We start from the raw sequence: 25,924 nt of genomic DNA, 5'->3' as shown, positions 1-25,924 counted from the left end.
CTCAAACCGGACTGTAGCAGCAGCCATCCCGCACCCAGCACCAGCGAGACGATCCCGTAGTTTCGCGCCTTGCGCTGCCAGTTCACACCACGGTCAATCATACGCATCTGTCATGCCCTCCCCGTCCTAGGGCATGACCTTGGCTGTAAAATGTAAAAACATCGTTCTTTGAATACGAAGATTCGATGACCGGCATTAAGACGCCAGTGCCTCGGCTTCCCATTCCAGAAAATCGGGCTGGCTCAACAGCGTCTGCATATAGGCCGCAGCGATACCATCCGTATCGCCATGCTGTGACAGGTCGATCCGGTAGTGCCGCACCCGTGCCGCGACCGGCGTGAAAAAGGCATCGGCAATCGACCACGCCCCAAACAGCCAAGGCCCGTCCGCGCCATAACGGCCGCGCATCTGTTTCCAGATCGAGACCAGCCGCGACAGGTCCCGATCCAGCGCCGGATCGGATGGCGGATCGCTGCGGACATCACCGGCAATCGGATGGCCCGGCCCCATGCCGCACAGATCGCGCAAGGCAGCAAAGCCCGAATGCATTTCCGCCGTCACAGAACGGGCATAGGCCCGCACGACAGGGTCGGCGGGCCACATTTGCGCTTGGGGATAGGTTTCGGCCGCCCATTCGGCAATGGCCAGAGTGTCCCAGATCGTGTCTTCACCGACCTGCAACAAAGGCACCAGCCCCGTCGGCGAGTGATCGCGCAGGGCCGCCTTTTGTTCGGCAGAGGCATATTCGACGCTGCGAACCGCAAAATCGGCCCCCGAACGTTTCAACACCAACCAGCCCCGTAAGGACCATGTTGAATACAAACGCGGACCGATTGTTAGTTGCATAGCCTCAACCCTTCATTTCAGAAGGTATTAATGGCTGGAGGACAGCTTCAGCACAACAATGCCCGAAACGATCAGCAAGGCACCAGCCACGCGCATTACGGTTACGGCCTCGCCCATGATGGCAATGCCGACCACAAAGGCACCGACAGCACCGATACCGGTCCAGATGGCATAGGCCGTACCCAGAGGCAGCGTCTTCATGGCCATGGCCAGAAGGCCGAACGACAGCACCATGAAACCGATGGTGCCGACCGACGGCCACAGCTTGGTAAAACCGTCAGACGCCTTCATCAGGGTCGCCCAAACGATTTCCAGCAAACCGGCAACAAAAAGGAAAATCCAAGCCACGACGTACTCCCGAACATGGCATGTCGGGTCGTCCCGACGTGAAGCCCAATGCGGGGGAGGTCGTCCTCCTGATCGCGGCTACATAGGGCAAGTGATCGCCAAGGAAAACCCCCATGCAATATGAAGGTTTCATGACCACCGCATAACAACGTCCCCTAACGCTTGACTCAAACCGTCAGTGGGATGACAGAGCGGGACCATGATCACGCGCTATACCCGCCCCGAAGCCGTCGCCATCTGGTCCCAGGACACCAAGTATAAAATCTGGTTCGAGATCGAAGCCCACGCCGCCACCAAGATGGCCGAGCTGGGCGTCATTCCGCATGATGCCGCCGAGGCCATCTGGGCCAAGGGCAAGGACGCGACCTTCGATGCCGACCGCATCGACGAGATCGAACGCACCACCAAGCACGACGTCATCGCCTTCCTGACGCACGTTGCGGAAATCGTCGGTGACGAAGCCCGCTTCCTGCACCAGGGCATGACCTCGTCGGACGTGCTGGACACCTGCTTTGCCGTGCAACTGGCCCGCTCTTCCGACCTGCTGCTGGCGGGCGTCGATCGCGTTCTGGCCGCGCTGGAAACCCGCGCCAAGGAACACAAATACACCGTCTGCGTCGGTCGCTCGCACGGCATTCACGCCGAGCCAGTGACCTTTGGCCTGAAACTGGCCGGTTATCACGCCGAGTGGCAACGTGCCCGTCGCCGTCTGGTGACCGCCCGTGAAGAAATCGCCACCTGCGCCATTTCGGGCGCGGTCGGCACCTTCGCCAACGTCTCGCCGGAAGTGGAACAATACGTCGCCGACCAGATGGGTCTGGCCGTAGAGCCCGTTTCCACACAGGTTATCCCGCGCGACCGCCACGCGGCCTATTTCGCCGCTCTGGGCGTCATCGCCTCGTCGATCGAGCGTCTGGCCACCGAAATCCGTCACCTGCAGCGTACCGAGGTGCTGGAAGCCGAAGAATTCTTCGACAAGGGTCAAAAAGGCTCGTCGGCCATGCCGCACAAGCGCAACCCGATTCTGACCGAAAACCTGACCGGCCTTGCCCGTCTGGTCCGCTCGTCGGTTGTTCCGGCTATGGAAAACGTTGCCCTGTGGCACGAACGCGATATCAGCCACTCGTCGGTTGAGCGCGGTATCGGTCCCGATGCGACGGTTCACCTCGACTTCGCCCTGCACCGTCTGGCAGGCGTCGTCGAGCGCATGAACATCTATCCCGAGAATATGCAGAAGAACATGGATCGCCTCGGCGGTCTGGTCTTCTCTCAACGTGTCATGCTGGCCCTGACCCATCACGGTATCAGCCGTGAAGACGCCTATGCTGCCGTTCAGGAAAACGCCATGAAGGTCTGGCGCGGCGAAGGCCGCTTCATCGACTTCCTCAAGGCGGACGAACGCGTCACCCTGCCCGACGCCGATCTGGAGGCCCTGTTCGACATTGGCTACCACACCAAAAATGTCGACGTGATCTTCAACCGCGTGTTCGGCGGCTAAACGCAAAATATCGGTACTGTGATTTAGGGGGAGATACCGGTTGGTATCTCCCCCTTTTCATATTCTGACCTTAACGCACACGTGGGCGCGGAAGCTTGCGGATGCAGTTCTCGAACGCGAATTTGGCAGCATTGCCGCCGCTATAATCCATAGCCAGAAGCTCATGCCCGTCGGCGCTGACCTTGATGTTCATCTGGTCACGCAGGCCGCTGACCGCCAGTTCAAGCGACGGAATGGCAAAGGTCACCGCGCCATGACCATCGACAGCATGGCGGATGGCATTGATGTTGGCAGGCGCGGCACCTGTCTGTTCCAGTGTCACCGACTGGATTTCTGGAACCTCGATCGGCTGCATGACGGCATTTTCGTTGGCATCAACCAGTGTCAGCGTTGCCTGTGCGCCGGGCTTGTTACTGCCCCAAAGCATTAGGAAATGACTGCCTTTGAGATAGACCGCCGAGCACGACTTATAGCCGCGTTCGACAGTATCAGCCGGACCGATATGCTCCCATGAGCCGTTCTGGCGCTTCTCGATTTCCTCCTGCATCCTGTGCAGGCCCATCATCATCGTGACGATGTCGGCCTGATAGGCTGTGCCGATGGCGTCGTTCATGACCTCGGCATCCGATCGGCGTGGTGCGCCACCTGCGCCACCACCCGGCGACGAGCATAGCGGAGTCTGATACCCGCCCGGACCACCGCCTGACATACCCACCACCATTTCACCCGGAGCGCCTGTACAGGCCCCTTGCGCACTGGCTGTGTCCGGCAGGAAGGTCACAAAGCCCAGTGCGGCTACGGCAGCCAAGATCAAAGTTGCGGCACGCATGGATACCTCTTTAAACCCTACGAACTGTGCCTCAATCACAGCATCAAAGGTCAAGCTTGCCTAGAAAGAATCTCGATCGGGCCACTAACGGCATATCCCTGTGCTGTGGGCTGCTTCATCGACTTCATGAAGCCGGATGAACGCGTCACCTTGGCCCACCCTTTTGCTTATGCTGAGTATTGGCTATCAGTGATATCTGCCTTGGGGAACGGCCTGATCATGACCACACCTGTTATCCGTATTAATCCGGCCATCGATGCCAAGGCCGCGCGCGACGCCTATAAGCGCGACGGCTTTGTGCAGATTGCGGATATTTTCGAGCCGCATGTAGCCGAACATATGGCCCGCATGATCGAGACCCTGACCTATGATCTGGCCTTTCAGGGTGAAGAGGACAAACCGGTCCTTCTGACACAGGAAGAGATCCGCCAGCAGGGCCAGCAGATGGGCCAGCGCATCCGTAATCTGATGGACCGCACCGGCGATAATTACGGCTTTCTCTACCAGTCGTATCCGCTGATTACCGCCTATTTGACGGGGCGCGATGCCGGTCATCCGATCCATAGGCTGACCGAGTGGCTGAATGCCGAGTTCACCGCCTTCGGGGCCTTCATCACCGACGAGCCGCGCGTGGCCAAGGCCGATGGCCAGTTGACCCGTTACCGTCCCGGCGATTTTATCGGATTGCACGATGATGTCGGCCCCGAGGACAGCCACCGCCTGACCGCGTACACGCTGGGCTTTACCCGTCGCTGGCGCAGTGACTGGGGTGGCCAGCTTCTGTTCCATGACAACAAGGGCGATGTGTCTCGCGGCTTTGTGCCGCGCTTTAACACACTGACCCTGTTCAAGGTGCCGCAACTGCACTCGGTGGCGGTTGTTGCGCCCTATGCCAAGGTCCACCGCCATTCGGTTGTCGGCTGGCTGCGCGACCACACGCCGTGAGCCGCGATGGTGTGCGCAGCATCGGTTTTGCGCCTGTTGTATCGGAAAAGACCCGCCTTCTGGTGCTGGGCAGCCTACCCGGTATCGCCTCGCTAAATGCTGCGCAATATTACGCCCATCCCCGCAACGCCTTCTGGCCGATTGCCGCTGCGCTGACGGGCCAGCCTCTGGACACCCTTCCCTATGAAGAACGCCTGCAAGCCTTGCTGAAAAGCGGGATAGGACTGTGGGACGTTCTGGCCTCTGCCGAGCGGTCCGGCAGTCTGGACAGCGCCATCCGCTCGCCCGAGGCAGCCGACCTTATCGCTCTTGTCCGCACCCTGCCTCGGCTCGAAGCCATCGGCTTTAACGGCAAGGCCGCCGCCAAAATCGGGCGTCCTATTCTGGAGGGTCATATCGGCAATGTCCGCCTGATCGAGCTGCCCTCCACCAGTCCGGCCTATACCATGCCGCTTCAAGCCAAGCTGGACCTGTGGCGCGAACGCCTGCCTGCGTTATAGCGATCACAATCGCGGCTCGAGACGCATCCTTTCGGACACTTAACCGTAAATTACCCCTGATCGCAGTTTTGCGACCCAATGGGAGAACCTCGTAATGATGAAGACCCGTACAGCCTTTGGCGTGATCGCCGCATCTGCCGCTGCCCTGACGCTGGCCGCTTGCGGCAATAACCAGAACAGCGAGAATGCGGCCCCGACCGCCGATCCGGCCACCAGCACACCGGCCCCCATGTCGCCAGTGGCCCCCACCGAAGACATTGTTGCCGCCGCCAGCACCGCGCCCGACTTCACCACCCTGACCGCCGCCATCCAGAGCGCAGGTCTTGCCCAGCGCCTGTCCAGCCCCGGTCCGTTCACCATCTTTGCCCCGACCAATGCGGCCTTTGACAAGATTCCGGCTGCCGATCGCAACGCCCTGATGCAACCGGCCAAGAAAGCCGATCTGACCAAGATCCTGACCTATCACGTGGTTCCGGGCCGCCTTGTCGCCGCCGATCTGGCCGCACAGGCCGCCGCCAATAACGGCACAGCAACCCTGACCACGGTTCAGGGCGGTAAGCTGACCTTGCGCGATGCCGGTGGCGGCAAGTGGGAAATTACCGACGCCAAGGGCGGCAAGGCCACCATTACCATGGCCGATCAGGCCCGCACCAATGGCGTGGTTCACGTCATCGATACTGTCCTGATGCCATAACACTGCAACCCGAACGCCGGATGCGCATTACAGACATGCGTAGGCAGTGCGCATGTCTGTCTCCTCATGGTGTTCGAGGCAGACGACAAAAAGGCCCGCAACCATCCCCTCCGGTTGCGGGCCTTGTTTGTTTTCAATCGCTTGGGGCGATTATTCGCCGGCGCGGATTTTCTCGCGCGCAGCAGCGGCCAGCTCGTCCATCTTGGAGCGGACTTCGCCTTCCGAGACGTTCAGGCCAGCGCCCTTGAAGTCACCGGCGATCTTGCGGAAGACGTCTTCCTCGCCCGGTTGCTCGAAATCGGCACGCACGACAGCCGCAGCATATTGCTCTGCGCTCTCGGCGGACAATTCCATTTTTTCAGCAGCCCAAAGACCCAGCAACTTATTGCGACGGGCAATGGCTTTGAATTCCTGTTCCTGATCGAGGACGTACTTGGCTTCGAAAGCCTGTTCCCGATCTTCGAAGGTCGTCATGCGCGTCGTAACTCCTGCTTTACGGACTCAAGTGCGAGCTCGCATGCGGCTCTATGGCCTTGAGCATGCCCGAACGTCAACAAGAGTTAAACAGGCCACACTCCGGATAACAAACTTATGGATATTTGTGTCACAGCCGTCATTCCGCTAAAGAGCGCTCGGTTCTATTTAGCCGCCATCGACTCGAAGACCGCGCTTTCCGTTCATGGAGGTGCGCGTTTTTCGTTTTGAAGGACACCTTACCTCCCCGTACGGGAACGCCAGTGATGAACAGCAAGCGCAAATTGATCTACGAAGGCAAGGCCAAGATCCTCTACGAGGGTCCCGAGCCGGGCACGCTGATCCAGTATTTCAAGGACGATGCGACCGCCTTTAACGGCGAAAAGAAAGCCCAGCTGGAAGGCAAGGGCGTCATCAACAACCGCATCAGCGAGTTTGTGATGACCCGTCTGAACCAGATCGGCATCACCAACCACTTTATCAAACGCCTGAACCTGCGCGAGCAGCTGATCCGCGAAGTCGAGATCGTGCCGCTGGAAGTGGTTGTGCGTAACGTGGCCGCCGGTTCGATCGCCAAGCGCCTCGGCCTCGAAGAAGGCACGCCGCTGCCGCGCTCGATCATCGAATTCTATTACAAGAAGGACGAGCTTAACGACCCGATGGTGTCGGAAGAGCATATCACCGCCTTCAACTGGGCCACGACCCAGGAAATGGACGAGATGCTGGCCACGGCCATCCGTGTGAATGATTTCCTCTGCGGCATGTTCTCGGCTGTCGGTATCACGCTGGTGGACTTCAAGATCGAGTTCGGCCGCATCTACGAAAACGATTTCTCGCGCGTTATCCTCGCCGACGAAATCAGCCCCGACTCGTGCCGCCTGTGGGATACCGCCACCGGCGAGAAGCTGGACAAAGACCGCTTCCGTCGCGACATGGGCAATGTCATCGAGAGCTACACCGAAGTGGCTCGCCGTCTCGGCATCATGAAAGATATGCCGACAGTTATTCAGGGAGGTCTCCACTAATGGCCAAGGTTAAGGTTCACGTCTTTCTCAAGCCAGGCGTACTGGATGTTCAGGGCAAGGCCGTTGAAGGCGCTCTGCAAGGTCTGGGCTGGCCGGGCGTTTCCGAAGCCCGCGTCGGCAAGCTGATCGCCTTCGATCTGGCCGACGACGTCGCCGACAAGGAAGCCGAAGTGAAGCGCATGTGCGAAACGCTTCTGGCCAATACGGTCATCGAATCCTACAAGATCGAGATCGCCTAAATGAAAGCCGCCCTCATCATCGGGGCGGCTTTTTTATTGGCCGCCTGTCAGCAACCTATACCCAAGTTCCATTCGACAGGGCCGGAACCGGAGATGCTCGTGTGCGAGATTGGATTTGATGCCAATGTTCGCGAGATCAAAGACCGCCCTATGATCGAGGCCGATGAGCACGGGCAAGGCTCTTCTGCTTATTTCGACAGACATCTGGAACGATTGTACATCGTAACCAAACCTGACCATCCCGCTCATCCCGCTATATTCATGCGGTGGGTCGTATTGACCTCCGAAAGCATCAATTACACGACCGATGCCTGCGGTTATGGAGACAGGGACGCGCTTAACAAAGCGGTTGGACGATATCGCGCATTCGATAAATTGTTGGACGCAGAGTACCCTTGTTGGTTGTGCGATAGACATCTCCGCTCTCCCACGAGAGCTTATCAGGTTGAAGCCGAGCATGGCTCACCTCCATATTAGTTCAACCCAAATCTTCTTCCCTGATGCGAAGCTAGGCCTTGCAGTGCGGCGTTCCGTTGCCCATCAAGTGTAGAGTTCAAGCGTCAATCATTGTGAAGGGAACGCGCACATGACCTTTACCCTGACTTCCAACGACCTGACGGACGGCGGGCAACTGCCGGACGCGCAGGTTTTCGCCAAGGGCAATACCTCGCCGCACCTAGCGTGGTCGGGCGCGCCGGAGGGCACCAAGTCGTTTGCCGTCACCTGCTATGATCCCGACGCGCCGACCGGTTCGGGCTTCTGGCACTGGACCGTGGCCAATATCCCTGCCGATATCAGCGAACTGGCATCCGGTGCCGGTGCTGTCGGCGGTGCCAACCTGCCTGCCGGTGCCATTCAGGGCCGCACCGATTTCGGCGATGCCGGTTTCGGCGGGGCCGCCCCGCCCGCAGGTCACGGCCCGCACCGCTATATCTTCACCGTCTTTGCCGTGGATGTCGAAAAGCTGGACGTCACCGCCGATAATTCGGGCGCGGTCTACGGCTTCAACCTGCATTTCCATACGCTGGCCAAGGCCTCGATCACCGGCATTTACGAAAACACCGGCGGATAAATCACACCAAGGGGGACTTTGGTGGTTCGCCCGCCAAAGTCCCCCTTGGTCGCATTGCAACATGGCCTGATCGGCCTATATCGGTTTCGTCGTCCTCCCCCGCAGCCTGAAGGCTGCATCGCCCCAAACGACCCCGGTATGCATGTTTGATTCCCCACGCCCCTCACAGGGCGCTGAACCCGCCGCGCTTTCCGCCGGACGGATTGCCCTTGTTCTGCTGGCCCTTGCGACAGGTGGCTTTGCCATCGGCGTGACCGAGTTTGCCGCCATGAGCATCCTGCCCGACTTTGCCAAGGGTCTGGGTGTGGACGAACCCACTGCAGGCCATGTCATCAGTGCCTATGCCGCAGGGGTTGTAGTGGGCGCACCTATATTGGCCGTTATGGGCGCGAGGCTGCCGCGCTGGCTGTTGCTGGTCGGGTTTATGGGCCTGTTTGCGATTGGCAACGCGCTCAGCGCCATCGCACCCACATATGAAAGCATGCTGCTGTTCCGCTTCCTCAGCGGCATTCCGCACGGAGCCTATTTCGGCGTCGCAGCCCTTTTGGTGGCCAGCATCGTGCCGCTAAAAATGCGCTCTCGCGCCGTGTCCACCACCTTACTGGGCCTGACCGTGGCGACACTGGTCGGTGTGCCTCTGGCCAATATGGTCAGCCAGCATTTCGGCTGGCGCTGGACCTTTGCCATTGTCAGCGTGCTGGCCGTCCTGACCATGGCGCTGGTGGCGATCTTTGCGCCGCGCGACGGGGGTGATCCCGACGCCATTCCCCTACGCGAGCTGGCCGCCCTTAAGAACACACAGGTCTGGTTGACGCTCGGCGTCGGTGCCATCGGCTTTGGCGGTATGTTCAGCGTCTATGCCTATCTGGCCTCGACCGCGCAGGCGGTGACGGGCGTTTCGGCATCCATGCTGCCAACCATATTTGCGATCTTCGGCATCGGCATGATGGCCGGCAACCTGATCGGCGGCTGGGCGGCGGACCGATTCGGCATGAAGGCCGCAGGTGGCCTTTTGCTGTGGAGCGCCTTTGCCCTGTCCCTTTATGCCCTGGCCGCACCGCGTCTAGAGACCCTGCTGGTGGTGATCGTGATGATCGGCATTGGTGGAGGGCTCGGCTCAATCCTGCAAACCCGCCTGATGGATGTGGCGGGCGATGCCCAGACACTGGCAGCCGCCCTCAACCATTCGGCGTTTAACTTTGCCAATGCGCTGGGTCCGCTGTTTGGCGGCATGGCAATTGCCGCAGGCTGGGGCTGGACCTCGACCGGATATGTCGGCATGGGTCTGGCCCTAGGCGGATTTGCCATCTGGATTATTGCCTATTTCACCGGTCAGAGCGCACCAAGTCTCCAAACCAGTGAAACCTGTGACTGACATTCCCTGCAAAGGGTGCTAGGAGGCCCGCCCATGAGCGCAGCCGTCATCGTATTCCCCGGTTCCAACTGTGACCGCGACTGTAAGGTCGCCGTCGAACGCTCCACTGGCGAGCAAGTTTCCATGGTCTGGCATGCCGAGACCGAACTGCCGAAAGGGCTCGACCTGATCGTCATTCCGGGAGGTTTCTCCTATGGTGACTATCTGCGTAGTGGCGCTATGGCAGCCCAGTCCAAGGTCATGCAGGCCGTCAAAAAGGCCGCCGAAGACGGCGTGACCGTGGTCGGCATCTGCAACGGCTTCCAGATCCTGTGCGAGGCTGACATGCTTCCCGGGGCCCTGATGAAGAACAGCGGACTGAAATATGTCTGCAAGCCCATCAGCCTGACCGTGGCCAACAAGGACACCCGCTTCACCAAGCGTTTCGGCGATCAGGCCGAGGTGGTGATGACGCAGGGCAATGGTGACGGCAACTTCTTCGCCGATGCCGAAACCCTCAAGCGTATCGAAGGCAACAACCAGGTTGTCTTCCGCTATGTCGACAACCCCAACGGTTCGGTCAACGACATCGCCGGCATCATGAACGAAGCCGGTAACGTCATCGGCCTGATGCCCCACCCCGACCGCGCCTTCGAAGCCGAACTGGGCAGCGCCGACGGCGCCACCTTCTTCCAGAGCATCTACGACGCGCTCTAAGCGGCTTGAAAACCAGCTTTTAAAAGCCCTGCCGATCCATTCGGGCAGGGCTTTTTGCTATTTGCGATCCAGCACACTGGCCGCGCGGCCGGTGTCGCTTTCGATGGTATTGTCTTTCTTCTTGCCGGGCTTTTTGTCGGGGCGGGCGGTTTCCAGCGTGCCCTTCTCGCCGCTTTCACCAATGGCGGCCAGTTCGCGGGCACCAACGCCAAGGCCTTGTTGCACGGCGCGGTTGGTATCGACTTCTTCGGGTTCGTTGTCGAAATCGTCTTGCGGGCGGTCGGCCATGACAGCCTCCATCATTGAACAGTGATGCAAGCGGAACCCCTGCCTGTTGCCACCGGTTCCGTGAACCAATAGCCAAGCTGTGCGTATAAAATCAGGCCCGCTGTTCAGCGCACCCTTTTCAGGAGCTGCCATGTCCTCGATCGTTCGCCCTTCGCCTGCCCAGCAAACCCGCCGCCTAGCGGTTCTCGGGGCTGCGATTTTTGCCATTGCGATCCCGATTCTTCAGGCGCTCGGCAATATCGGGCTTTCGCAGGCGCAGTTTGCCGAGGACGGCAACACCACACTGCGGGTGGCGGGCTATGCCTTCTCGATCTGGGGGCTGCTCTATGCCGGTCTGATGGCCTATGCGGTGCGTCAGGCCTTGCCGCAAACGGGCGAGAGCACACTGATAAACGGCTTGGGCTGGCCCAGCTTTGTCACCTTCTTCGGTATCGGGCTTTGGATCATCACCGCCGCTCTGGATATGAAGACCGCCAGCGTGGTGGTGATCTATGCCAGCCTGCTGGCGCTGTTGGTGCCCATGCTGATGCTGGGCCGCACCATCCGTGAAACCGGCGTGCTGGACCGCGACCGTATGCTGGTCATCTGGCCGCTGGCGGCACTGGCAGGGTGGTTGACGGTCGCCTCTCCCCTCAACCTGATTACGGTACTGACCGCCAATGATGCGCTCCCTGCGACACTCAGCCCGACGCTATGGGCCATTGTGTTCGTGGCCATCACCACTGTTTTTGCCATCGGCGTCAGCTGGGTCCTGCGTACACTGGCCTATCCGATTCCGGTCGCATGGGGCTTGGTCGGCGCATTTGTGGCCCATCAGGACAATAATCCGGTGCTGTCATTTGCGGCGCTGGGGGCTGCTTTTGTGGTGATCGTCTTTGCTTCGATCTTCACCTTTGGCCTTCGTCGCGCAAAATAAGCGCCCGCTAAGCTGTCTTTCCACCAAACGATGGCTGACAGATGCGCCGGACAAGGCTAATAGGCGCCATTATGAGCGCGCCCCAAAAGACCATCGCCCAACTGGCCGAAGAGTACGGCCTCGCCCCTAACGAATATCAGGTCCTGCTGGACCGATTGGGCCGTGAGCCCAATCAGGTCGAGCTGGGCGTCTTCTCGGTGATGTGGTCCGAGCATTGCTCGTACAAATCATCCAAGAAGCAGCTGATGAAATTCCCTGTCACAGGTGACCGCGTGATCTGCGGCCCGGGGGAAAACGCCGGTGTCATCGACATCGACGATGGCGATGCCTGCATCTTTAAGATGGAGAGCCACAACCACCCGTCCTATATCGAGCCTTATCAGGGCGCGGCGACGGGCGTTGGCGGCATTATGCGCGACGTCTTTACGATGGGCGCACGTCCGGTGGCCCTGCTGAACGCGCTGCGTTTCGGTGAACCCTCGCACGAGAAAACCAAGCGTCTGGTTAAAGGTGTCGTGTCCGGCATCGGCGGCTATGGCAACTGCGTCGGCGTTCCGACCGTTGCGGGCGAGACGAACTTCCACAAGGGCTATAACGGCAACATCCTCGTCAACGCCATGTGCGTAGGCTTGGCCAAGGCTGACGAGATCTATTACTCGGCTGCACCGGAAGCAGGCCACGACGTGGTTTACTTCGGCTCCAAGACCGGCCGCGACGGTATCCACGGCGCGACCATGTCGTCGGCAGAGTTCGACGATGAGTCCGATGCCAAGCGCCCGACCGTTCAGGTCGGTGACCCGTTCGCTGAAAAACTGCTGATCGAAGCCACGCTGGAACTGATGCAGTCCGGCGCGGTGGCCGCTATTCAGGACATGGGTGCCGCTGGCCTCACCTCCTCGTCGGTTGAAATGGCCGGCAAGGGTGGCGTGGGTGTCGAGCTGGACCTCGACAAGGTTCCGCAACGCGAAACCGAAATGACCGCCTACGAGATGATGCTGTCGGAATCGCAGGAGCGTATGCTCGCGGTCCTCAAGCCCGGCTTTGAAGATGTCGGCTACCGCATCTTCCAGAAATGGGGTCTGGACTTTGCCATCATCGGCAAGACCACCGACACCGGACATCTGGTTCTGAAACACCACGGCGAAACCGTCTGCGATGTGCCGCTGGCCCCGCTGTTCGACGATGCGCCGCTGTATGACCGCCCGTGGGTCCAGCCGGAACTGCATCCGGCGCTGGGCACCGACGAAGTTGCCGCCCCGACAAGCTGGAACGATGCGGTCCTTTCGGTTCTGACCTGCCCTGACATGGCGTCCAAGCGCTGGATCTGGGAACAGTATGACCGTCACGTCATGGCTGACACCCTGCAGGATTCCTCGACCGGTGCCGATGCGGGCGTTGTCCGCGTTCACGGCACCGAAAAGGGTCTGGCTGTCACGTCGGACTGCACCCCGCGCTATGTCCAGAACGACCCGTATGAAGGCGGCAAGCAGGCTGTGGCCGAGGCTTGGCGTAACCTGACGGCGGTGGGTTCGCGCCCGATCGCCATCACTGACAACCTGAACTTCGGCAACCCGCAGCGCCCCGAGATCATGGGCCAGATCGTGCGGGCCACCGACGGTATGGCCGAGGCCTGCCGCGAGCTGGACTTCCCCGTCGTGTCGGGCAACGTGTCGCTGTATAACGAGACGAACGGTGTCGCTATTCCGCCGACGCCGACCGTTGGCGCTGTTGGCCTGCTGACCAACTACGACGTTGTCACCGGCTTTGGTGGCGCGGCAGAGGGCGATGCCCTGGTGCTGATCGGCGAAACCAAGGGTTCGCTGGGGGCCTCCATCTACCTGCGTGAAGTGCTGAACCGTGAAGACGGTGCGCCGCCGCCGGTGGACCTGAAGCTGGAACGCAAGACCGGCGACTTCGTGCGCGCTCTGATCGAGGCTGGCGAACTGACGGTCGTTCACGACCTGTCGGACGGCGGTCTGGTTGGCGCGGCTGCCGATATCGCTCTGGCTTCGGATGTCGGTATGGAACTGGATGCCGGTGAGGCTGTCGCCCACGGCTTCTACTTCGGTGAAGACCAAGCCCGCTATCTGGTGGCCGTTCCCAATGCGGACGAACTGGTCGCCAAGGCCAAGGCTGCCGGTCTGACGGCTGCTGTGGTCGGCAAGGTCGGCGGTACCGACTTTGCGGGTAAGGCTGCCTCTGGTGAACTGTTCCGTATTCCGGTCGCCCATGTGCGCGAAATGCACGAAAGCTGGATGCCGAACTGGATCGAAGGCTGATGCGCCTGATCGCCCTGATGTCTGTTGCGGCGGCTACATTTGTGGCCGCCTGCGACGTTCAGCCTGGCGATCCGGTTCAACACGCCCTGCGTGATGCTGCCGCCGCCCGTCAGGCTGCAGCACTGAAAACCACCGAAGAAGAACAGGCCGAGGCCGCCAAACGTGCCTCGGTCGCTTCTGCACCTCAGGCGGGTGACGAACTGTCCCGCCTGATCGCCACCCGCCGTCAGGCCGTGGCGGACACCCGCGCCCTGCTGGACGCGACCACCGATCCGGCTCTGCGCGGCCAGTTGACCGGCGACCTCAAGGCTGAAGAAGGCCGTCTGCGGGCACTCGAAGCGCGAAGAAACAGCAGCCTCCAGGGCGACTATTAAAAATAATTCATCTAGAACGTGTACCGGAGACAACACTCTGCTCTCCAGTCGCTTCCGCAGGAGCCGTTCTTGAAAATCGCCGTCGTCCTTCCTCCGGGCTGCCATTTCTCGCTATCCCAGCCCAACTCCATGGAAACGGTCGTACGCACCCTCGCCCAGGGGGACAGCCAAGCCGAACTGCGGATCTTCTGCTGCGACAGTGACAATGACCACGGCGACCTGTCCGTACATCCCCTGCCGACCAGCAAAAAGCGCATGGCCGCGCTGGAACAGGCGCTGGAAGACTTCCAGCCGGACGTGATCGAGTTTCACCAACAGCTTAAACAAGCTTTGAAGATCGCCCGCCGCTTCCCGCGCGCCACCCGCTTTCTCTACCGGCACAATGCGCTCAAATCGCCGCGCAACCTGCTGCAAAAGTGGCGCTACGAGCATCGTTTCAGACAGATAGACGGTCTGATCTTCGTCAGCGAAGCCGGACGGCGCGACTTCTTGAGCGACTTTCCGTCTCAGGAACAAAAAACCTACGCCGTCCCCAACCCCATCAATGTCGATCTGTGGCATGCGCCGGTCGAGAACCGCGAACAGGTGATTGCCTTTGCCGGTCGGGCCATGGCCGAAAAGGGTGTGGACCTGATCTGTGCGGCTCTGCCTGCGGTTCTGGACCGCCATCCAGACTGGCGTGCCGTGTTGATGCTGAATGACTGGGAAACGCGAGGGGACTGGGCCGAACCGCATATTGCACCGCTGGCACGTTACGGAGACCGTGTCCGTGTCATGAAGTCCGCACCTCTGGCCGAGGTCAGTGCGGTGATGAAAAAAGCCGCCATTGCGCTGACCCCCTCGACATGGGCCGAGCCATTGGGCCTGACAGCTTTAGAGGCCCATGCAGCAGGCGCAGCCCTGATCAGCTCGGGACGCGGTGGCCTGCGCGAAGCCAGCGGTCCCCACGCCCTCTATGTCGATGACCTGACCTCCGAAGGGCTGCAAACGGCCATCGAAGCCCTGATCGCCGACCCCGCCCAGCGTCTGGCCATGGCCCGCGCCGCGCAGGACTATGTGACCCGCGTGCATACGCCCGGGCACAGAGCCCAGCAGTTGCGTCAATTGCGCGAACAGGCCGTGCAGAGAAAAGGGATGCAACGTTCCGCCTGAAACGGGGCATGATAGCGGACTACTTTTGACATTATCGTAGGTAGTGTATTCATTCCCGAAGGAGTGCACGATGACCGACATGGCAAATACCGCGACCTCGGCTGGATTTCGCCCAAAGGTCCCTACCCGCCGCAGCCACAAGATGGGGATGATCCCCTTTTTGTGGCAAAGCTGGCGTGACCCGCTGCAACTGTGGGGCGAGCTACATTTTCAGGAACTGTATGTGGCGGGCACTTCCCCGCTGGGCCGCACTCTGGTCGTCAGCGACCCTGTGGGGGTGCGGCGCGTCCTCACGGACAATGCGCTCAACTATGAAAAGGGCGACCTGCAACGGCGCGTGCTTGGCCCCATGCTGGCCGACGGGCTGTTGCTGACCGAGGGCGACCAGTGGCGTCGGGCACGCCGGATCATGGCCCCGCTCTTTACCCCCGCCTATACCGCCAAGACCGCAGAGGTGATGGATGCCGTCTGTCGCCGCCGCGTCGAAGGCTGGAAGCTGGATCAGGGCGCGCGGGTTCTGAACATCGACCACGAGATGAGCGGCCTGACCTTCGACATCCTGTCGGCCACCATGTTCTCGGATGATCTGGACGGCGATGCTGCGGGCTTTGAAAAGGCACTGAACCAGTTTCTGGAAGTCGGTGCCCGTATCAGCCCGCTGGATGCCCTGAAAGCCCCCGACTGGATACCGCGTCTGGGCAAGCTGGCCAGCCGTGGCTCGTCGCATTTCTTTCAAGAGCGCGTGACGGCTCTGGTCAAACGCCGCCGCGCACGCCTTGAGGCCGGTGATGCGCCCGATGACCTGCTAACCGCGCTCTTGTCGGCCCGCGACGAGGAAGGCGACGGCTCGGGATTGTCGGACCACGAGGTCATGTCCAACATCCTGACCTTCATCCTTGCCGGTCACGAAACCACGGCGCGGACGCTGGGCTGGACCCTGCATCTCATCACCCGCGATGCCGCCGTGGCGCAAAAGCTCAAGGAAGAGGCCGATGGCTGGGACCGCTCGTCTGGCGGCATCAAGGCCATGGTCTGGCACAAGGCGGTGATCGAGGAGGCCATGCGCCTGTTCCCTCCTGCCCCTGCAATGATCCGACAGGCCGTCGCCGATGACGTGATCGAGGGCCATGAGGTCAAGGCAGGCGACAGTATCGTCATCGCCCCTTGGCTGATCCAGCGCCACGAAAAGCTGTGGGACGAACCGGACGTGTTCAAACCCGAACGCTTCCTGCCCGAAAACCGCAAGAACATCGACCGCTATGCCTGGCTGCCCTTCAGCGGTGGCCCGCGCATCTGCATCGGTGCCGCCTTTGCCATGCAGGAAGCCATCATCGCTCTGGCGGAAATCCTCAAGGTCGCCGAAGTCGAGGCCATCACCCCCGTCCAGCCCCGCCCCATCCAGCAAATCACCCTGCGCAGCCGCGAAACAATGCGACTGCGACTTCGGGCGCGAAAGGACGTTTAGTCCTTTAGGGCGGCAAGCAAGGCTTGCTGGTCCCCGCCAAACAGGCGGCGGGCCAGCAAGCCGATTTCCCTTCGCACATAGTCGGAGCGAGAGATCAGGGCGCGATACTGCTGGCGTCCGTCGACGCGTTCCGAAAGGATTGCCCCCTTCTTCATCAACCGTCCCAGCAGGGTTTTGATCGTGGCATCGCCCCAGTCCTGAACAGACTTCACCTCTTCGATCAGAGGCTTGGCCGAAAGCGGACCGCGCCGCCAAAGCGCGGCAAGAATCTCGCTTTCAGCTTCGGTTACGGGAATGGTCATTGGACCCGCAAGACCTCCCTGTCGATGCGAGCCTCAATGGCCCAGTTGGCGATTACCGCTACAACGCCAGAGATCAGACCGACAATCAGAACAGCAAAGGCTTCGGCCACAGCAGGCATGAAGATCACGGCATTTACCGGTTCGGAAAAACCGGACAGGCCAATGAAGATATTCATCGCCGCATAGCTGGCCCCTAATAACCCCAACAGCGGGCCGCCAAGGCGAAGAGCCTTCACAAAGGCCGAGCCACCGACAAGGTTTGATCCCGCCATCAACTTACGCGCGGCAATGGCTATCGCCGAGACTGTGGCGATGACCAGCACCAGCATAACCAGTTTCTGGATCGGGTGGCTGAGTAGCACCAGAGTTGTAAAACCCAGTTGCGGGGCCGCGACAACCGGAGTGGCCATAGTGGTCACGAGGAACGACAACGATAAAACACGCACAATCAAATCCTCCAGATTACGTTTGTAATGCAAGTATTGATTACAGATGTAATCTATTATGTCAAACGTCGTTCTTTCAAAGATCGTCCAGCATCCTCCGACAAGCTGCGAAGCGGCTTTGATCGGGGGAGTTAGCGGGAGCGGGGGTGTTCTTTTTAGGGGACGCCTGCCAGCCGTTTTTGTGCTAACGCGCGCCGCTGGGCCCTCCGGTCAAGCCGGAGGGTGACGGAATACAGGCCGCGTCGGGTCGAGAAGGCGGAGCCTTCTGACCGCGGCTGACTTATAAAGTCGGGATTGCCTGTTTCAGGCGGCCGCCGATGCGGATAGGTTCGATGCGCTTGGCGAGGCCGGTGCGGTCGTCGGTTTCGACGAAGACGCCGCAGATGGTGGCGGGGCCGTGGGCCGGTGCATAGCGGCCACCCGACAGGCGGGTGGTGAAGCGGCGCAGCGGCTCTTCCTTATCGTTGCCGATGACGCTGTCATAATCGCAGCAGCCGCCCGCATCGGTCTGGAACGCCGTGCCGTTCGGCAGGATTTGTGCGTCCGCCGTCGGAACGTGGGTGTGGGTGCCCACCACCAGCGAGGCACGACCATCGCAGAAATGGCCCATGGCCATCTTCTCGGACGTCACCTCGGCATGGATATCGACGATGACGGCATCGGCCACGACGCCCAGAGGCGCGGCATCCAGTTCGCGCTCTACGGCGCTGAACGGGTCGTCCATCGGGTCCATGTGGACACGGCCCAGCACGTTGATGACCAGAACCCGCATACCGTCGGGCGTCACGAACACATCGGCACCACGGCCCGGTGCATCCATCAGGCGCGGATAGTTGGCCGGACGGATCAGGCGCGGTTCGCGCACGATATAGGTCAGGGCCTCGCGCTGGTCCCACGAGTGGTTGCCCAGCGTGATGACGTCTGCGCCTGCGGCATAGATTTCGTTGGCGGTGTTTTCGGTAATGCCGAACCCGCCTGCGGCGTTCTCGCCATTCACGACCACGAAGTCGAGTTTCAAATCGCGGCGTAGACCCGGAAGGTGGTCGCTTAGACCATCCCGTCCGCTCTTGCCGATTACGTCACCGAAAAATGCCAATCTCATTTGAAGGGTCTATAACCGTTCTCGGTCAAAATACCATGCAGACATATGTCATGGGCCTCGACCGGCAGGGCTTCGACCTCCTGCCCCGCAAAGGCCAGCCCCACACGCATGACATCAGCCAGGGCCTCGAAGGTGCGGTCATAATAGCCACCGCCCTGTCCCAACCGGCCTCCGCGCCCGTCAAACGCCACCAGAGGCGTGATGACCAGATCGGGCATGACCTCGCCCGCCAAGTCCAGAGGCGCAGGGCATCCGGCGGCATCGTCTTCCAGTGGATCACCGATGGACCACAGGCGAAACACCATTGGCGCATCACGATCCACCACCACCGGAAGGCACAAAGTCCGCCCCTGATCCACCAGTGCCATGGCCAGATCACCCGTCGGCACCTCCGCCCCGATGGCAGAATAAAGCGCCACCACAGCCCCCGCAGGCAGATCACCGGCATGGCGCACGATATCGGCCACCCGCTCGGGTGTGTTCAACAGCTTGCGCTGGGCGCGCATTCGGGTGCGGATTTCGGCTTTGTCCATGGCGCTATGAAACACAAAACCCCGCCCTGAGACAGGGCGGGGTTTGGGTTGGCGGCGCCACAAGAACCGTGGGGCGATGAATCCTCTCGAACCTGAAAGACAGGTGGGCGCCATATACTCAGGCCCTCGGGCCCATGCAGGGACAGCTCCCTTCGAGATGATTAAGGCCGGGAGGAATGTTGTCCCCGACGAGGGCCGCAGCAAGACCCGCCAAGTCGCAAAATAGGGTGTGATCCGCTTTCACTCAAGGGCCATCTGAAAAGATCTGGGGCCATGTGAAAAGATCAGGCGGCGCGATCCAGACCGGCAATCAGTTCGACCAGATCCAACTGGTCCTCGTCCACTTCCGGTGCGGGGGGCGTCGCATTCAGGCGCGGCTTTTTCGGCCCATGGCTGGGTTGCGCGTCCAGCCAGTCCAGCAGGTCAAGCTGGCGATCATCAACCCGCACTCGACGCGCACGACGACGTGCCCCGTTTTTGCGGGGGCGTGTCATCTTTAGCGGTTCGGAGCGGGGGCGTATCAGCTAAAAGCTTTGCGCCAGCTTCTCCAGACGGGCAGCCACAGCATTCAGGGCCTCGGCCACGCCGTCATTATTGGCAACCTCGGTGGCCACGGGTGGCGGTGCCACACGACCACGACGGGCCTCGGACAGTTCGTCCGCCAGCATCAAGGCCCCCATCAGGAACAGTTTCAGATCACCGACCTGTCCGACCTGATCAGCCACCTGCGACACCTTGGCGTCAAACTCCTGCGCCAGTTGGGTCACGCGGGCCTCCTGCCCGTCCGCACACCCGACCGGATAGGCACGACCGTTCACTTCAACGGTTACTGTCGCCATCAGCGCGGCTCCATTTCAGATACATCACCGGTTTTTGTAATGGATTCGCTGGCGGGCTGTTCCAGAATTTCGCGCACGGCCTGTGCTGCTGCTGCCAAAGCCGCCGCAGCTTGCTGACCGGCAGCCTCCAGTTCGGCCACACGTTCGGCATTCGCTCCATCGTCAGGGAGAGGCGCAAAAAGATCATCGTCCGGCAGGCTTGCGGCTGCGGACTTGGCCTTCAGATCCTGAAACTTGCGCTCCAGATCGTTCACGGCCCGCTCAATTCGGGCCTTTGCGGCTGTAAGGGCGTCCATCTGCATCCTTTCTTCAGATTCGCTATAGAACCCGTAGGCGCGGCGGGGTAAAGCGGCGCCGTCCCCATTTCTCTGTTCTGAAAAAGGCTTTGCCGTGACAGACGCCCTTTCGATGTTCTCGAAACCCTCACCTCAGATGATGGCCAATGCCATTCGTGTACTGGCAATGGATGGCGTCGAGAAGGCCAAGAGCGGCCACCCCGGCATGCCGATGGGCATGGCCGATGTGGCCACGGTCCTGTTTTCAAAGTTTCTGAAGTTTGACGCTTCGGCCCCGAACTGGGCCGACCGCGACCGCTTTATTCTGTCGGCCGGTCACGGTTCGATGCTGATTTATTCGCTGCTGCACCTGACCGGTTACAAGCAGGCGACCCGCGAACAGCTGGAAAACTTCCGCCAGTGGGGCTCGCGCACCGCAGGCCACCCCGAATATGGCCACCTCGAAGGCGTTGAAGTCACCACCGGCCCGCTGGGTCAGGGTCTGGCCCACTCGGTCGGTTTCGCCATGGCCGAGCGTCATCTGGCCTCGCGCTTTGGTGACGAACTGGTGGATCACCGCACCTGGGTAATCGCCGGTGACGGCTGCCTGATGGAAGGCATTTCGCAAGAAGCCATCGCACTGGCCGGTCGTCTGAAGCTGAACAAGCTGTGCGTGTTGTGGGACGACAACGCCATCACCATCGACGGTTCGGTGGCCCTGTCGGACGCGACCGACCAACTGGCCCGCTTCAAAGCCTCGGGCTGGGCGGTCAAGGCCATTGACGGTCACGACCACGGCCAGATCAAAAAGGCACTGGCCTGGGCGACCAAGCAGTCGGTCCCGACCCTGATCGCGTGCAAGACCAAGATCGGCAAGGGCGCTGCCACGATGGAAGGCAGCCACAAGACCCACGGTGCCGCTCTCGGCGACATGGAAATCGCCGCATCGCGTCAGGCCATGGGCTGGACCGCCGCGCCGTTCGAGATTCCGGCAGAGCTGGACAAGGAATGGAAAAAGGTCGGCAAGGCCGGCTCCAAGCACCGCAAGGCATGGGAAGCCCGCCATCTGGCCCACGCGCAACGTGACGAGTTCACCCGCGCCATGTCCGGTGACCTGCCGAACGGTGCCTTTGCCGCTCTGGATGCCAAGCTGAAAGAACTGGTCGAAACCAAGCCCGCCATGGCCACGCGCCAGTCCTCGGGCGAGGCTCTGGCCACCGTGTTCGACGCCATCCCCGAACTGGTGGGCGGCTCGGCTGACCTCACCGGCTCGAACAACACCTTCGTCAAGAACACCCAGATCATGGACGCGCCGACCTATCACGGCCGTTATGTGAACTATGGCATCCGCGAGTTCGGCATGGCCGCTGCCATGAACGGCATGGCGCTGCACGGCGGTGTCATCCCTTACGGTGGCACCTTCATGGTGTTCTCGGACTATAGCCGTCCGGCCATCCGTCTGGCGGCCCTGATGGGCACCCGTGTGGTCCACGTCCTGACGCACGACAGCATCGGTCTGGGCGAAGACGGCCCGACCCACCAGCCGGTCGAGCATCTGGCCGCCCTTCGCGCCATTCCGAACCTGATGGTGTTCCGCCCTGCCGATACGGTCGAGGCGCTGGAATGCTGGCAGGTCGCGCTGCAACACAAGACCACCCCGTCGGCCATGTGCCTGTCGCGCCAGAAGACCCCGGCTGTCCGTACCACGGATGCGGGCGAGAACCTGTCGCGCAAGGGTGCCTATGAGCTGAAGGCCGCCAATGGCACCGCCAAGGTCAGCCTGTTCGCCACCGGCACCGAGGTCGCCATTGCGCTGGACGCTGCGGCCAAGCTGGAAGCCGAAGGTATCGCCACCCGCGTGGTGTCGGTGCCGTCGTTCGAGCTGTTCGCCCAACAGCCGAAAGCCTATCAGGACGCCGTCATCGCTCGCGGCACCGTCCGCGTCGCGGTGGAAGCCGGTCTGGAGCAAGGCTGGATGCGCTTCATCGGTGAAGACGGTGCCTTCGTCGGCATGACCGGCTTCGGGGCCTCGGCTCCGGCCGAAGTGCTGTACGAAAAGTTCGGCATCACGGCCGGTGCGGTCGTCGAAGCCGCCAAGGCACGACTGTAATCCGATGCGCCGCCTGACCATCGCCCTCGCTCTTGGTGTTTCGATGGCAGGCGGCGCAACCGCTTCTGCCGAAACGCCAATGGCTATCGAGACACCGATTATTATCGGCCAGTCCTACGCCCTGCCCTCAAATGTCATGGGCCAGACGCGCCAGATCAATGTCTGGCTGCCGCCCGGCTATGAGCGCAGCGGCCAGACCTATCCGGTCCTCTATGTCCTCGACGGCGGACAGGATCAGGACTTCCACCACATTTCCGGTATTGCCCAGTTGGGCACCATTGTCGGCACGACCCGCGACGTGATCGTGGTGGGCATCGCCTCGATGGACCGCCGCAACGAACTGGCCCTGCCGACTGAAAACCCCGAGCTGATCGCCCGTTACCCGACACAAGGTCAGTCCGAGCGTTTCCGCCGCTTCATCTGGCAGGAACTACAACCCTTTATCGCCAGCCAGTTCCGCACCAATGGCGAAGAGGCCCTGATGGGGGAATCTCTGGCGGGCCTGTTTGTGGTCGAGACCTTCCTCAAAGAACCGCAAATGTTTGACGCCTATGTCGCCGTCAGCCCCAGCCTGTGGTGGGACGACGGTAAACTGGCGCGGCAATCGGGGGCGCATCTGCGCGATCATTCCAACGATCCGCGTACCCTGATCCTGACGCTCGGCGACGAGGGCGAAGAGATGCAGGCCCCTATGGATGTCCTGACCGCCAACCTGCGCGACCACGCCCTGCCCAATACCAAGTGGGACTTTACCCCGCGCCCGACCGAGAGCCACGCCACCATCTATCACGGTGCCGCACTGGACGCTTTCCGTCGCCTGTATGCGATGCCCGAACCGCAGACCGCACCATGAGCCATCTCGGTGCCGTCAGCCTGCTGGTCCGTGACTATGACGAGGCCATCGCCTTCTATGTCGGCAAGCTAGGCTTTGACCTTAGCGAAGACACCGACATGGGCGGCGCAAAGCGCTGGGTCCGCGTCACGCCTAAAGGCGGCCAGACCTCGCTGTTACTGGCCCGCGCCGCAACACCGGAACAGGTGGCCCAGATCGGCAATCAGGCCGGTGGCCGCGTCTGGCTGTTTCTCTATACCGACGACCTGATGCGCGATCACGCCAACTGGCTAAAGGCCGGTGTGGTTTTTCGCGAAATGCCCCGACACGAAGCCTATGGCAAGGTGGTGGTCTTCGAAGACCTCTACGGCAATGGCTGGGATCTGATCGAACCTGCTACCGGAGCATAACCGATGCGTCTGGCGACCGCCGTCATAACAGTGCTGATCTTAACGGGCTCCGCCCATGCCCAGAGCGACATTCGTTGGAGTGCCGATTCTCAGTCTGGCTTCACCAGAGCCCCTAGACTGATCGTGCATGAGACCATCAACGCCGATCTCTCGAGGATCGACTCTCAGGGCGAGTTCCTTCGTCGCGAATGTTTGGCTGACGGCGGTGAAAACGTTTTTTGGGAGCGTGACATCGACGCGCCCATGATCGGCCCTCGCTTTCTGGGCTTGACCACGACCACCTCCTCTTATTGCGGCGGCTCGCATCCTGACATCGATACGCGCCCCATGACGTGGGATCGCCTCACAGACGCGCCGCTCGACTGGAGCACGCTGTGGCCCGCAGCACAGGTACAGCCGATCCGTCCCTCTCCCGACTTCCTCCCCGAAGCGGCTGTCGCCATGTCGCCCGCACTGGTCGCATGGTTCCGTAGCACGGTCAGAGCGGAGCCTGAGCTAGCCCCAGATTGGCTAGCCGAGTGTGACGCCCATTACGGCGATGATCCCATAGATGAAGGCGTCGTTCTGTGGCTGGATGCCGAACATGACGCTATCGGCGTGGACCTAGCGTGGCTGGCCCATTCTGAGAAAACCTGCGCCTCTCCGCAGTTTCTACCACTTGCAGAAGCTGAGCGCCTTGGCGCCTCGCCCGCACTGACCCGCCCAGTTCATGAAGCCCATCAATTGGGCGCATGGCGCAAAGCTAAGGATCTCAACAAATGAAAATCGGCACCCCGTTATCGGACAACGCTGTGCGCGTCATGCTGCTGGGCTCTGGCGAACTGGGCAAGGAAGTGGCTATCGAACTGCAACGTCTCGGGGCCGAGGTTGTGGCGGTTGACCGCTATGCCAATGCCCCCGCCATGCAGGTGGCGCACCGCAACCACGTCATCCCCATGACCGATCCTCAGGTGCTCAATGGCCTGATCATGGCTGAGGCCCCGCACATCATCGTGCCGGAAATCGAGGCCATCGCCACCGATGCGCTGGCCTTGATCGAGGATGCTGGTCTTGCCAAGGTGGTGCCCACCGCACGCGCCACCCAACTGACCATGAACCGCGAAGGTATCCGCCGTCTGGCTGCCGAGGAACTTGGCGTACCGACCAGCGCCTATGCCTTTGCAGGCTCTGCCGAAGAACTGGCAGCCGGAGCTGAAAAGGTCGGCTTCCCCTGTTTCGTCAAACCGGTCATGTCGTCGTCCGGCAAAGGCCAGTCCTATGTCGAGAGCGCCGACCAAATCGCCGCCGCTTGGGACTATGCCGAACAATCGGGCCGCGTGGCTGGCGGCAAGGTCATTGTCGAGGGTCGCATCGATTTCGACTTCGAGATCACCCTGCTGACCGTCCGTTCGCGCGATGTGGACGGCATTACCCGCACAGACTTCTGCGCTCCTATCGGCCACCGTCAGGTCAAGGGCGACTATGTCGAAAGCTGGCAGCCGCAAGCCATGAGCAATGCCGCGCTGAAGTCTGCTCAAGACATTGCGGCCAAGGTCACGGACAGCCTCGGTGGCTGGGGCGTATTCGGCGTCGAGCTGTTCGTCAAAGGCGATCAGGTCTGGTTCTCGGAAGTTTCCCCGCGCCCGCACGATACCGGCCTTGTGACACTGGGCAGCCAGCACCAGAGCGAGTTTGCCCTGCACGCGCGCGCCATTCTGGGTCTGCCGGTCGATGTCACCTTGCGCGAACCCGCTGCCAGCGCCGTCATCTATGGCGGCATCGAAGCCACCGGCATCGCCTTTGAGGGCGTGGCCGAGGCTCTGGCCGTGCCGTCATCGGAACTTCGACTGTTCGGCAAGCCCGAAAGCTATCCCTCGCGTCGCATGGGTGTCGCCGTCGCCCGTGGTGCCGATACCGACCAAGCCCGCGAACGGGCGCGTGAGGCGGCATCAAGGGTCAAACCCGTCAAAGCCTGACACGCGACAAAAGTCGCTCTAAAAAGAGGGCAGCCTATGGTTGCCCTCTTTGCGTTTTAGGGCGCAAACTTCCCTCGAATGCCGCACAGACCGGCACGGGAGGAC

General features: G+C 61.1%; 32 protein-coding genes and 1 other RNA gene. 20 read left to right on the top strand and 13 right to left on the bottom strand.

The genetic code is table 11. The features are described from left to right. Positions 1 to 195: 195 nt before the first annotated feature. Positions 196 to 846 carry a glutathione S-transferase gene (locus tag FHS64_RS05220; protein ID WP_167176530.1) on the bottom strand — a complete coding sequence of 217 codons (651 nt, stop codon included), beginning with the start codon at positions 844 to 846 and terminating at the stop codon, positions 196 to 198. Positions 847 to 873: 27 nt separating this feature from the next. Beyond that, a complete protein-coding gene (locus FHS64_RS05215) occupies positions 874 to 1,194 on the bottom strand; it encodes an SMR family transporter (RefSeq protein ID WP_167176529.1) in 321 nt (106 codons plus the stop codon). A gap of 199 nt (positions 1,195 to 1,393) precedes the next feature. On the opposite strand from FHS64_RS05215, the gene purB reads away from it, so the two are divergent. Continuing rightward, complete coding sequence (gene purB, locus FHS64_RS05210) at positions 1,394 to 2,692, top strand: adenylosuccinate lyase (RefSeq protein ID WP_167176527.1); 1,299 nt, start codon at positions 1,394 to 1,396, stop codon at positions 2,690 to 2,692. Positions 2,693 to 2,762: 70 nt separating this feature from the next. Here purB and FHS64_RS05205 read toward each other — a convergent pair whose 3' ends face one another. Then, complete coding sequence (locus FHS64_RS05205) at positions 2,763 to 3,521, bottom strand: hypothetical protein (RefSeq protein ID WP_167176525.1); 759 nt, start codon at positions 3,519 to 3,521, stop codon at positions 2,763 to 2,765. 219 nt (positions 3,522 to 3,740) lie between these two features. Between FHS64_RS05205 and FHS64_RS05200 the strand changes: the two genes are divergently transcribed. The 3 genes from FHS64_RS05200 to FHS64_RS05190 all read left to right on the top strand — a co-directional run bounded on the left by FHS64_RS05200 (position 3,741) and on the right by FHS64_RS05190 (position 5,660). Further along, positions 3,741 to 4,466: a 2OG-Fe(II) oxygenase family protein gene (locus tag FHS64_RS05200; RefSeq protein ID WP_243862806.1), complete on the top strand. Its 726-nt coding sequence runs from the start codon at positions 3,741 to 3,743 to the stop codon at positions 4,464 to 4,466. Beyond that, the gene (locus FHS64_RS05195) at positions 4,463 to 4,966 is read left to right on the top strand and encodes a DNA-deoxyinosine glycosylase (RefSeq protein WP_341771091.1); all 504 of its coding nucleotides are present in this window, start codon (positions 4,463 to 4,465) and stop codon (positions 4,964 to 4,966) included. The genes FHS64_RS05200 and FHS64_RS05195 overlap by 4 nt, the downstream gene beginning before the upstream one ends. A gap of 94 nt (positions 4,967 to 5,060) precedes the next feature. Next, positions 5,061 to 5,660 carry a fasciclin domain-containing protein gene (locus FHS64_RS05190; protein WP_167176523.1) on the top strand — a complete coding sequence of 200 codons (600 nt, stop codon included), beginning with the start codon at positions 5,061 to 5,063 and terminating at the stop codon, positions 5,658 to 5,660. A gap of 150 nt (positions 5,661 to 5,810) precedes the next feature. On the opposite strand, the gene FHS64_RS05185 is transcribed toward FHS64_RS05190, so the two are convergent. Continuing rightward, positions 5,811 to 6,134 (bottom strand): DUF1476 domain-containing protein, encoded by a 324-nt coding sequence (locus FHS64_RS05185; RefSeq protein ID WP_167176521.1) that lies wholly within the window; start codon positions 6,132 to 6,134, stop codon positions 5,811 to 5,813. A 266-nt stretch (positions 6,135 to 6,400) separates the two neighbouring features. Here FHS64_RS05185 and purC point away from each other — a divergent pair, with 266 nt between their 5' ends. The 6 genes from purC (at position 6,401) to purQ (ending at position 10,541) form a co-directional block, all read left to right on the top strand. After that, positions 6,401 to 7,159, top strand: coding sequence for a phosphoribosylaminoimidazolesuccinocarboxamide synthase (purC, locus tag FHS64_RS05180; protein WP_167176519.1), 759 nt, complete (start codon positions 6,401 to 6,403; stop codon positions 7,157 to 7,159). After that, entirely contained in the window at positions 7,159 to 7,398 is a 240-nt protein-coding gene (purS, locus tag FHS64_RS05175; RefSeq protein ID WP_167176517.1) for a phosphoribosylformylglycinamidine synthase subunit PurS, read from the top strand. The genes purC and purS overlap by 1 nt, the downstream gene beginning before the upstream one ends. Further along, entirely contained in the window at positions 7,399 to 7,875 is a 477-nt protein-coding gene (locus tag FHS64_RS05170) for a hypothetical protein (RefSeq protein WP_167176515.1), read from the top strand. A 109-nt stretch (positions 7,876 to 7,984) separates the two neighbouring features. Further along, the gene (locus FHS64_RS05165; protein WP_167176513.1) at positions 7,985 to 8,470 is read left to right on the top strand and encodes a YbhB/YbcL family Raf kinase inhibitor-like protein; all 486 of its coding nucleotides are present in this window, start codon (positions 7,985 to 7,987) and stop codon (positions 8,468 to 8,470) included. Between the two features lie 142 nt (positions 8,471 to 8,612). Beyond that, positions 8,613 to 9,845 carry an MFS transporter gene (locus FHS64_RS05160; RefSeq protein WP_167176511.1) on the top strand — a complete coding sequence of 411 codons (1,233 nt, stop codon included), beginning with the start codon at positions 8,613 to 8,615 and terminating at the stop codon, positions 9,843 to 9,845. Positions 9,846 to 9,878: 33 nt separating this feature from the next. Then, on the top strand, positions 9,879 to 10,541 hold the full coding sequence (gene purQ, locus FHS64_RS05155; RefSeq protein ID WP_167176509.1) for a phosphoribosylformylglycinamidine synthase subunit PurQ: 663 nt from the start codon (positions 9,879 to 9,881) through the stop codon (positions 10,539 to 10,541). Positions 10,542 to 10,598: 57 nt separating this feature from the next. Here purQ and FHS64_RS05150 read toward each other — a convergent pair whose 3' ends face one another. Further along, positions 10,599 to 10,829, bottom strand: a complete 231-nt coding sequence (locus FHS64_RS05150; RefSeq protein WP_167176507.1) for a hypothetical protein — start codon at positions 10,827 to 10,829, stop codon at positions 10,599 to 10,601. A gap of 130 nt (positions 10,830 to 10,959) precedes the next feature. Between FHS64_RS05150 and FHS64_RS05145 the strand changes: the two genes are divergently transcribed. From FHS64_RS05145 to FHS64_RS05125, 5 genes are all read left to right on the top strand, one after another. Beyond that, positions 10,960 to 11,745 (top strand): hypothetical protein, encoded by a 786-nt coding sequence (locus FHS64_RS05145; RefSeq protein ID WP_167176505.1) that lies wholly within the window; start codon positions 10,960 to 10,962, stop codon positions 11,743 to 11,745. 71 nt (positions 11,746 to 11,816) lie between these two features. Beyond that, on the top strand, positions 11,817 to 14,024 hold the full coding sequence (gene purL / locus FHS64_RS05140; RefSeq protein WP_167176503.1) for a phosphoribosylformylglycinamidine synthase subunit PurL: 2,208 nt from the start codon (positions 11,817 to 11,819) through the stop codon (positions 14,022 to 14,024). Beyond that, positions 14,024 to 14,398 (top strand): indole-3-glycerol-phosphate synthase, encoded by a 375-nt coding sequence (locus FHS64_RS05135; RefSeq protein ID WP_167176501.1) that lies wholly within the window; start codon positions 14,024 to 14,026, stop codon positions 14,396 to 14,398. The genes purL and FHS64_RS05135 overlap by 1 nt, the downstream gene beginning before the upstream one ends. A 69-nt stretch (positions 14,399 to 14,467) precedes the next feature. Beyond that, positions 14,468 to 15,550, top strand: coding sequence for a glycosyltransferase family 4 protein (locus FHS64_RS05130; protein WP_243862804.1), 1,083 nt, complete (start codon positions 14,468 to 14,470; stop codon positions 15,548 to 15,550). A 70-nt stretch (positions 15,551 to 15,620) separates the two neighbouring features. Then, positions 15,621 to 17,015, top strand: a complete 1,395-nt coding sequence (locus FHS64_RS05125) for a cytochrome P450 (protein WP_243862803.1) — start codon at positions 15,621 to 15,623, stop codon at positions 17,013 to 17,015. Here FHS64_RS05125 and FHS64_RS05120 read toward each other — a convergent pair. The 8 genes from FHS64_RS05120 to FHS64_RS05085 all read right to left on the bottom strand — a co-directional run bounded on the left by FHS64_RS05120 (position 17,012) and on the right by FHS64_RS05085 (position 20,491). Continuing rightward, positions 17,012 to 17,317, bottom strand: coding sequence for a BlaI/MecI/CopY family transcriptional regulator (locus tag FHS64_RS05120; RefSeq protein ID WP_167176499.1), 306 nt, complete (start codon positions 17,315 to 17,317; stop codon positions 17,012 to 17,014). The genes FHS64_RS05125 and FHS64_RS05120 overlap by 4 nt on opposite strands. Further along, positions 17,314 to 17,763 carry a MotA/TolQ/ExbB proton channel family protein gene (locus FHS64_RS14355; protein ID WP_167176497.1) on the bottom strand — a complete coding sequence of 150 codons (450 nt, stop codon included), beginning with the start codon at positions 17,761 to 17,763 and terminating at the stop codon, positions 17,314 to 17,316. Before FHS64_RS14355 ends, FHS64_RS05120 begins: the two co-directional genes overlap by 4 nt. Positions 17,764 to 18,043: 280 nt before the next feature. Continuing rightward, on the bottom strand, positions 18,044 to 18,865 hold the full coding sequence (locus FHS64_RS05110; protein WP_167176495.1) for a TIGR00282 family metallophosphoesterase: 822 nt from the start codon (positions 18,863 to 18,865) through the stop codon (positions 18,044 to 18,046). Next, on the bottom strand, positions 18,862 to 19,398 hold the full coding sequence (locus FHS64_RS05105) for a 5-formyltetrahydrofolate cyclo-ligase (protein ID WP_167176494.1): 537 nt from the start codon (positions 19,396 to 19,398) through the stop codon (positions 18,862 to 18,864). Before FHS64_RS05105 ends, FHS64_RS05110 begins: the two co-directional genes overlap by 4 nt. A gap of 50 nt (positions 19,399 to 19,448) precedes the next feature. Then, positions 19,449 to 19,605: non-coding RNA, 6S RNA (ssrS, locus tag FHS64_RS05100), on the bottom strand. Positions 19,606 to 19,682: 77 nt separating this feature from the next. After that, on the bottom strand, positions 19,683 to 19,892 hold the full coding sequence (locus tag FHS64_RS05095) for a hypothetical protein (protein ID WP_167176492.1): 210 nt from the start codon (positions 19,890 to 19,892) through the stop codon (positions 19,683 to 19,685). Positions 19,893 to 19,922: 30 nt separating this feature from the next. Next, a complete protein-coding gene (locus FHS64_RS05090) occupies positions 19,923 to 20,237 on the bottom strand; it encodes a cell division protein ZapA (RefSeq protein ID WP_167176490.1) in 315 nt (104 codons plus the stop codon). After that, on the bottom strand, positions 20,237 to 20,491 hold the full coding sequence (locus FHS64_RS05085; protein ID WP_341771090.1) for a hypothetical protein: 255 nt from the start codon (positions 20,489 to 20,491) through the stop codon (positions 20,237 to 20,239). The genes FHS64_RS05090 and FHS64_RS05085 overlap by 1 nt, the downstream gene beginning before the upstream one ends. Positions 20,492 to 20,645: 154 nt before the next feature. Between FHS64_RS05085 and tkt the strand changes: the two genes are divergently transcribed. The 5 genes from tkt to purT are packed head-to-tail and all read left to right on the top strand — an operon-like array spanning position 20,646 to position 25,819. Further along, positions 20,646 to 22,622, top strand: coding sequence for a transketolase (gene tkt / locus FHS64_RS05080; RefSeq protein WP_208380739.1), 1,977 nt, complete (start codon positions 20,646 to 20,648; stop codon positions 22,620 to 22,622). A gap of 4 nt (positions 22,623 to 22,626) precedes the next feature. Then, complete coding sequence (locus FHS64_RS05075) at positions 22,627 to 23,475, top strand: alpha/beta hydrolase (RefSeq protein ID WP_167176486.1); 849 nt, start codon at positions 22,627 to 22,629, stop codon at positions 23,473 to 23,475. Beyond that, positions 23,472 to 23,864 (top strand): VOC family protein, encoded by a 393-nt coding sequence (locus FHS64_RS05070; RefSeq protein WP_167176484.1) that lies wholly within the window; start codon positions 23,472 to 23,474, stop codon positions 23,862 to 23,864. Before FHS64_RS05075 ends, FHS64_RS05070 begins: the two co-directional genes overlap by 4 nt. A gap of 3 nt (positions 23,865 to 23,867) precedes the next feature. Then, on the top strand, positions 23,868 to 24,626 hold the full coding sequence (locus FHS64_RS05065) for a hypothetical protein (RefSeq protein ID WP_167176482.1): 759 nt from the start codon (positions 23,868 to 23,870) through the stop codon (positions 24,624 to 24,626). Next, positions 24,623 to 25,819 (top strand): formate-dependent phosphoribosylglycinamide formyltransferase, encoded by a 1,197-nt coding sequence (purT, locus tag FHS64_RS05060; protein ID WP_167176480.1) that lies wholly within the window; start codon positions 24,623 to 24,625, stop codon positions 25,817 to 25,819. Before FHS64_RS05065 ends, purT begins: the two co-directional genes overlap by 4 nt. The last annotated feature ends 105 nt before the right edge of the window (positions 25,820 to 25,924 follow it).

The sequence above is a fragment of the Brevundimonas terrae genome, from assembly GCF_011761985.1.
Classification (GTDB): Bacteria; Pseudomonadota; Alphaproteobacteria; order Caulobacterales; family Caulobacteraceae; genus Brevundimonas; species Brevundimonas terrae.
Note: the sequence above shows the minus strand (reverse complement) of the source record. Positions and strands in the feature narration are given on the sequence as shown.

Excerpts from the sequence above, each read along its gene's own strand:
- FHS64_RS05220 (WP_167176530.1), bottom strand. The coding sequence starts at position 846 with ATGCAACTAACAATCGGTCCGCGTTTGTATTCAACATGGTCCTTACGG.
- purB (WP_167176527.1), top strand. The coding sequence starts at position 1,394 with ATGATCACGCGCTATACCCGCCCCGAAGCCGTCGCCATCTGGTCCCAG.
- FHS64_RS05205 (WP_167176525.1), bottom strand. The coding sequence starts at position 3,521 with ATGCGTGCCGCAACTTTGATCTTGGCTGCCGTAGCCGCACTGGGCTTT.
- FHS64_RS05200 (WP_243862806.1), top strand. The coding sequence starts at position 3,741 with ATGACCACACCTGTTATCCGTATTAATCCGGCCATCGATGCCAAGGCC.
- FHS64_RS05190 (WP_167176523.1), top strand. The coding sequence starts at position 5,061 with ATGATGAAGACCCGTACAGCCTTTGGCGTGATCGCCGCATCTGCCGCT.
- FHS64_RS05185 (WP_167176521.1), bottom strand. The coding sequence starts at position 6,134 with ATGACGACCTTCGAAGATCGGGAACAGGCTTTCGAAGCCAAGTACGTC.
- purC (WP_167176519.1), top strand. The coding sequence starts at position 6,401 with ATGAACAGCAAGCGCAAATTGATCTACGAAGGCAAGGCCAAGATCCTC.
- purS (WP_167176517.1), top strand. The coding sequence starts at position 7,159 with ATGGCCAAGGTTAAGGTTCACGTCTTTCTCAAGCCAGGCGTACTGGAT.
- FHS64_RS05170 (WP_167176515.1), top strand. The coding sequence starts at position 7,399 with ATGAAAGCCGCCCTCATCATCGGGGCGGCTTTTTTATTGGCCGCCTGT.
- FHS64_RS05165 (WP_167176513.1), top strand. The coding sequence starts at position 7,985 with ATGACCTTTACCCTGACTTCCAACGACCTGACGGACGGCGGGCAACTG.
- FHS64_RS05160 (WP_167176511.1), top strand. The coding sequence starts at position 8,613 with ATGTTTGATTCCCCACGCCCCTCACAGGGCGCTGAACCCGCCGCGCTT.
- purQ (WP_167176509.1), top strand. The coding sequence starts at position 9,879 with ATGAGCGCAGCCGTCATCGTATTCCCCGGTTCCAACTGTGACCGCGAC.
- FHS64_RS05150 (WP_167176507.1), bottom strand. The coding sequence starts at position 10,829 with ATGGCCGACCGCCCGCAAGACGATTTCGACAACGAACCCGAAGAAGTC.
- FHS64_RS05145 (WP_167176505.1), top strand. The coding sequence starts at position 10,960 with ATGTCCTCGATCGTTCGCCCTTCGCCTGCCCAGCAAACCCGCCGCCTA.
- purL (WP_167176503.1), top strand. The coding sequence starts at position 11,817 with ATGAGCGCGCCCCAAAAGACCATCGCCCAACTGGCCGAAGAGTACGGC.
- FHS64_RS05135 (WP_167176501.1), top strand. The coding sequence starts at position 14,024 with ATGCGCCTGATCGCCCTGATGTCTGTTGCGGCGGCTACATTTGTGGCC.
- FHS64_RS05125 (WP_243862803.1), top strand. The coding sequence starts at position 15,621 with ATGACCGACATGGCAAATACCGCGACCTCGGCTGGATTTCGCCCAAAG.
- FHS64_RS05120 (WP_167176499.1), bottom strand. The coding sequence starts at position 17,317 with ATGACCATTCCCGTAACCGAAGCTGAAAGCGAGATTCTTGCCGCGCTT.
- FHS64_RS05110 (WP_167176495.1), bottom strand. The coding sequence starts at position 18,865 with ATGAGATTGGCATTTTTCGGTGACGTAATCGGCAAGAGCGGACGGGAT.
- FHS64_RS05105 (WP_167176494.1), bottom strand. The coding sequence starts at position 19,398 with ATGGACAAAGCCGAAATCCGCACCCGAATGCGCGCCCAGCGCAAGCTG.
- FHS64_RS05095 (WP_167176492.1), bottom strand. The coding sequence starts at position 19,892 with ATGACACGCCCCCGCAAAAACGGGGCACGTCGTCGTGCGCGTCGAGTG.
- FHS64_RS05090 (WP_167176490.1), bottom strand. The coding sequence starts at position 20,237 with ATGGCGACAGTAACCGTTGAAGTGAACGGTCGTGCCTATCCGGTCGGG.
- tkt (WP_208380739.1), top strand. The coding sequence starts at position 20,646 with ATGTTCTCGAAACCCTCACCTCAGATGATGGCCAATGCCATTCGTGTA.
- FHS64_RS05075 (WP_167176486.1), top strand. The coding sequence starts at position 22,627 with ATGCGCCGCCTGACCATCGCCCTCGCTCTTGGTGTTTCGATGGCAGGC.
- FHS64_RS05070 (WP_167176484.1), top strand. The coding sequence starts at position 23,472 with ATGAGCCATCTCGGTGCCGTCAGCCTGCTGGTCCGTGACTATGACGAG.
- FHS64_RS05065 (WP_167176482.1), top strand. The coding sequence starts at position 23,868 with ATGCGTCTGGCGACCGCCGTCATAACAGTGCTGATCTTAACGGGCTCC.
- purT (WP_167176480.1), top strand. The coding sequence starts at position 24,623 with ATGAAAATCGGCACCCCGTTATCGGACAACGCTGTGCGCGTCATGCTG.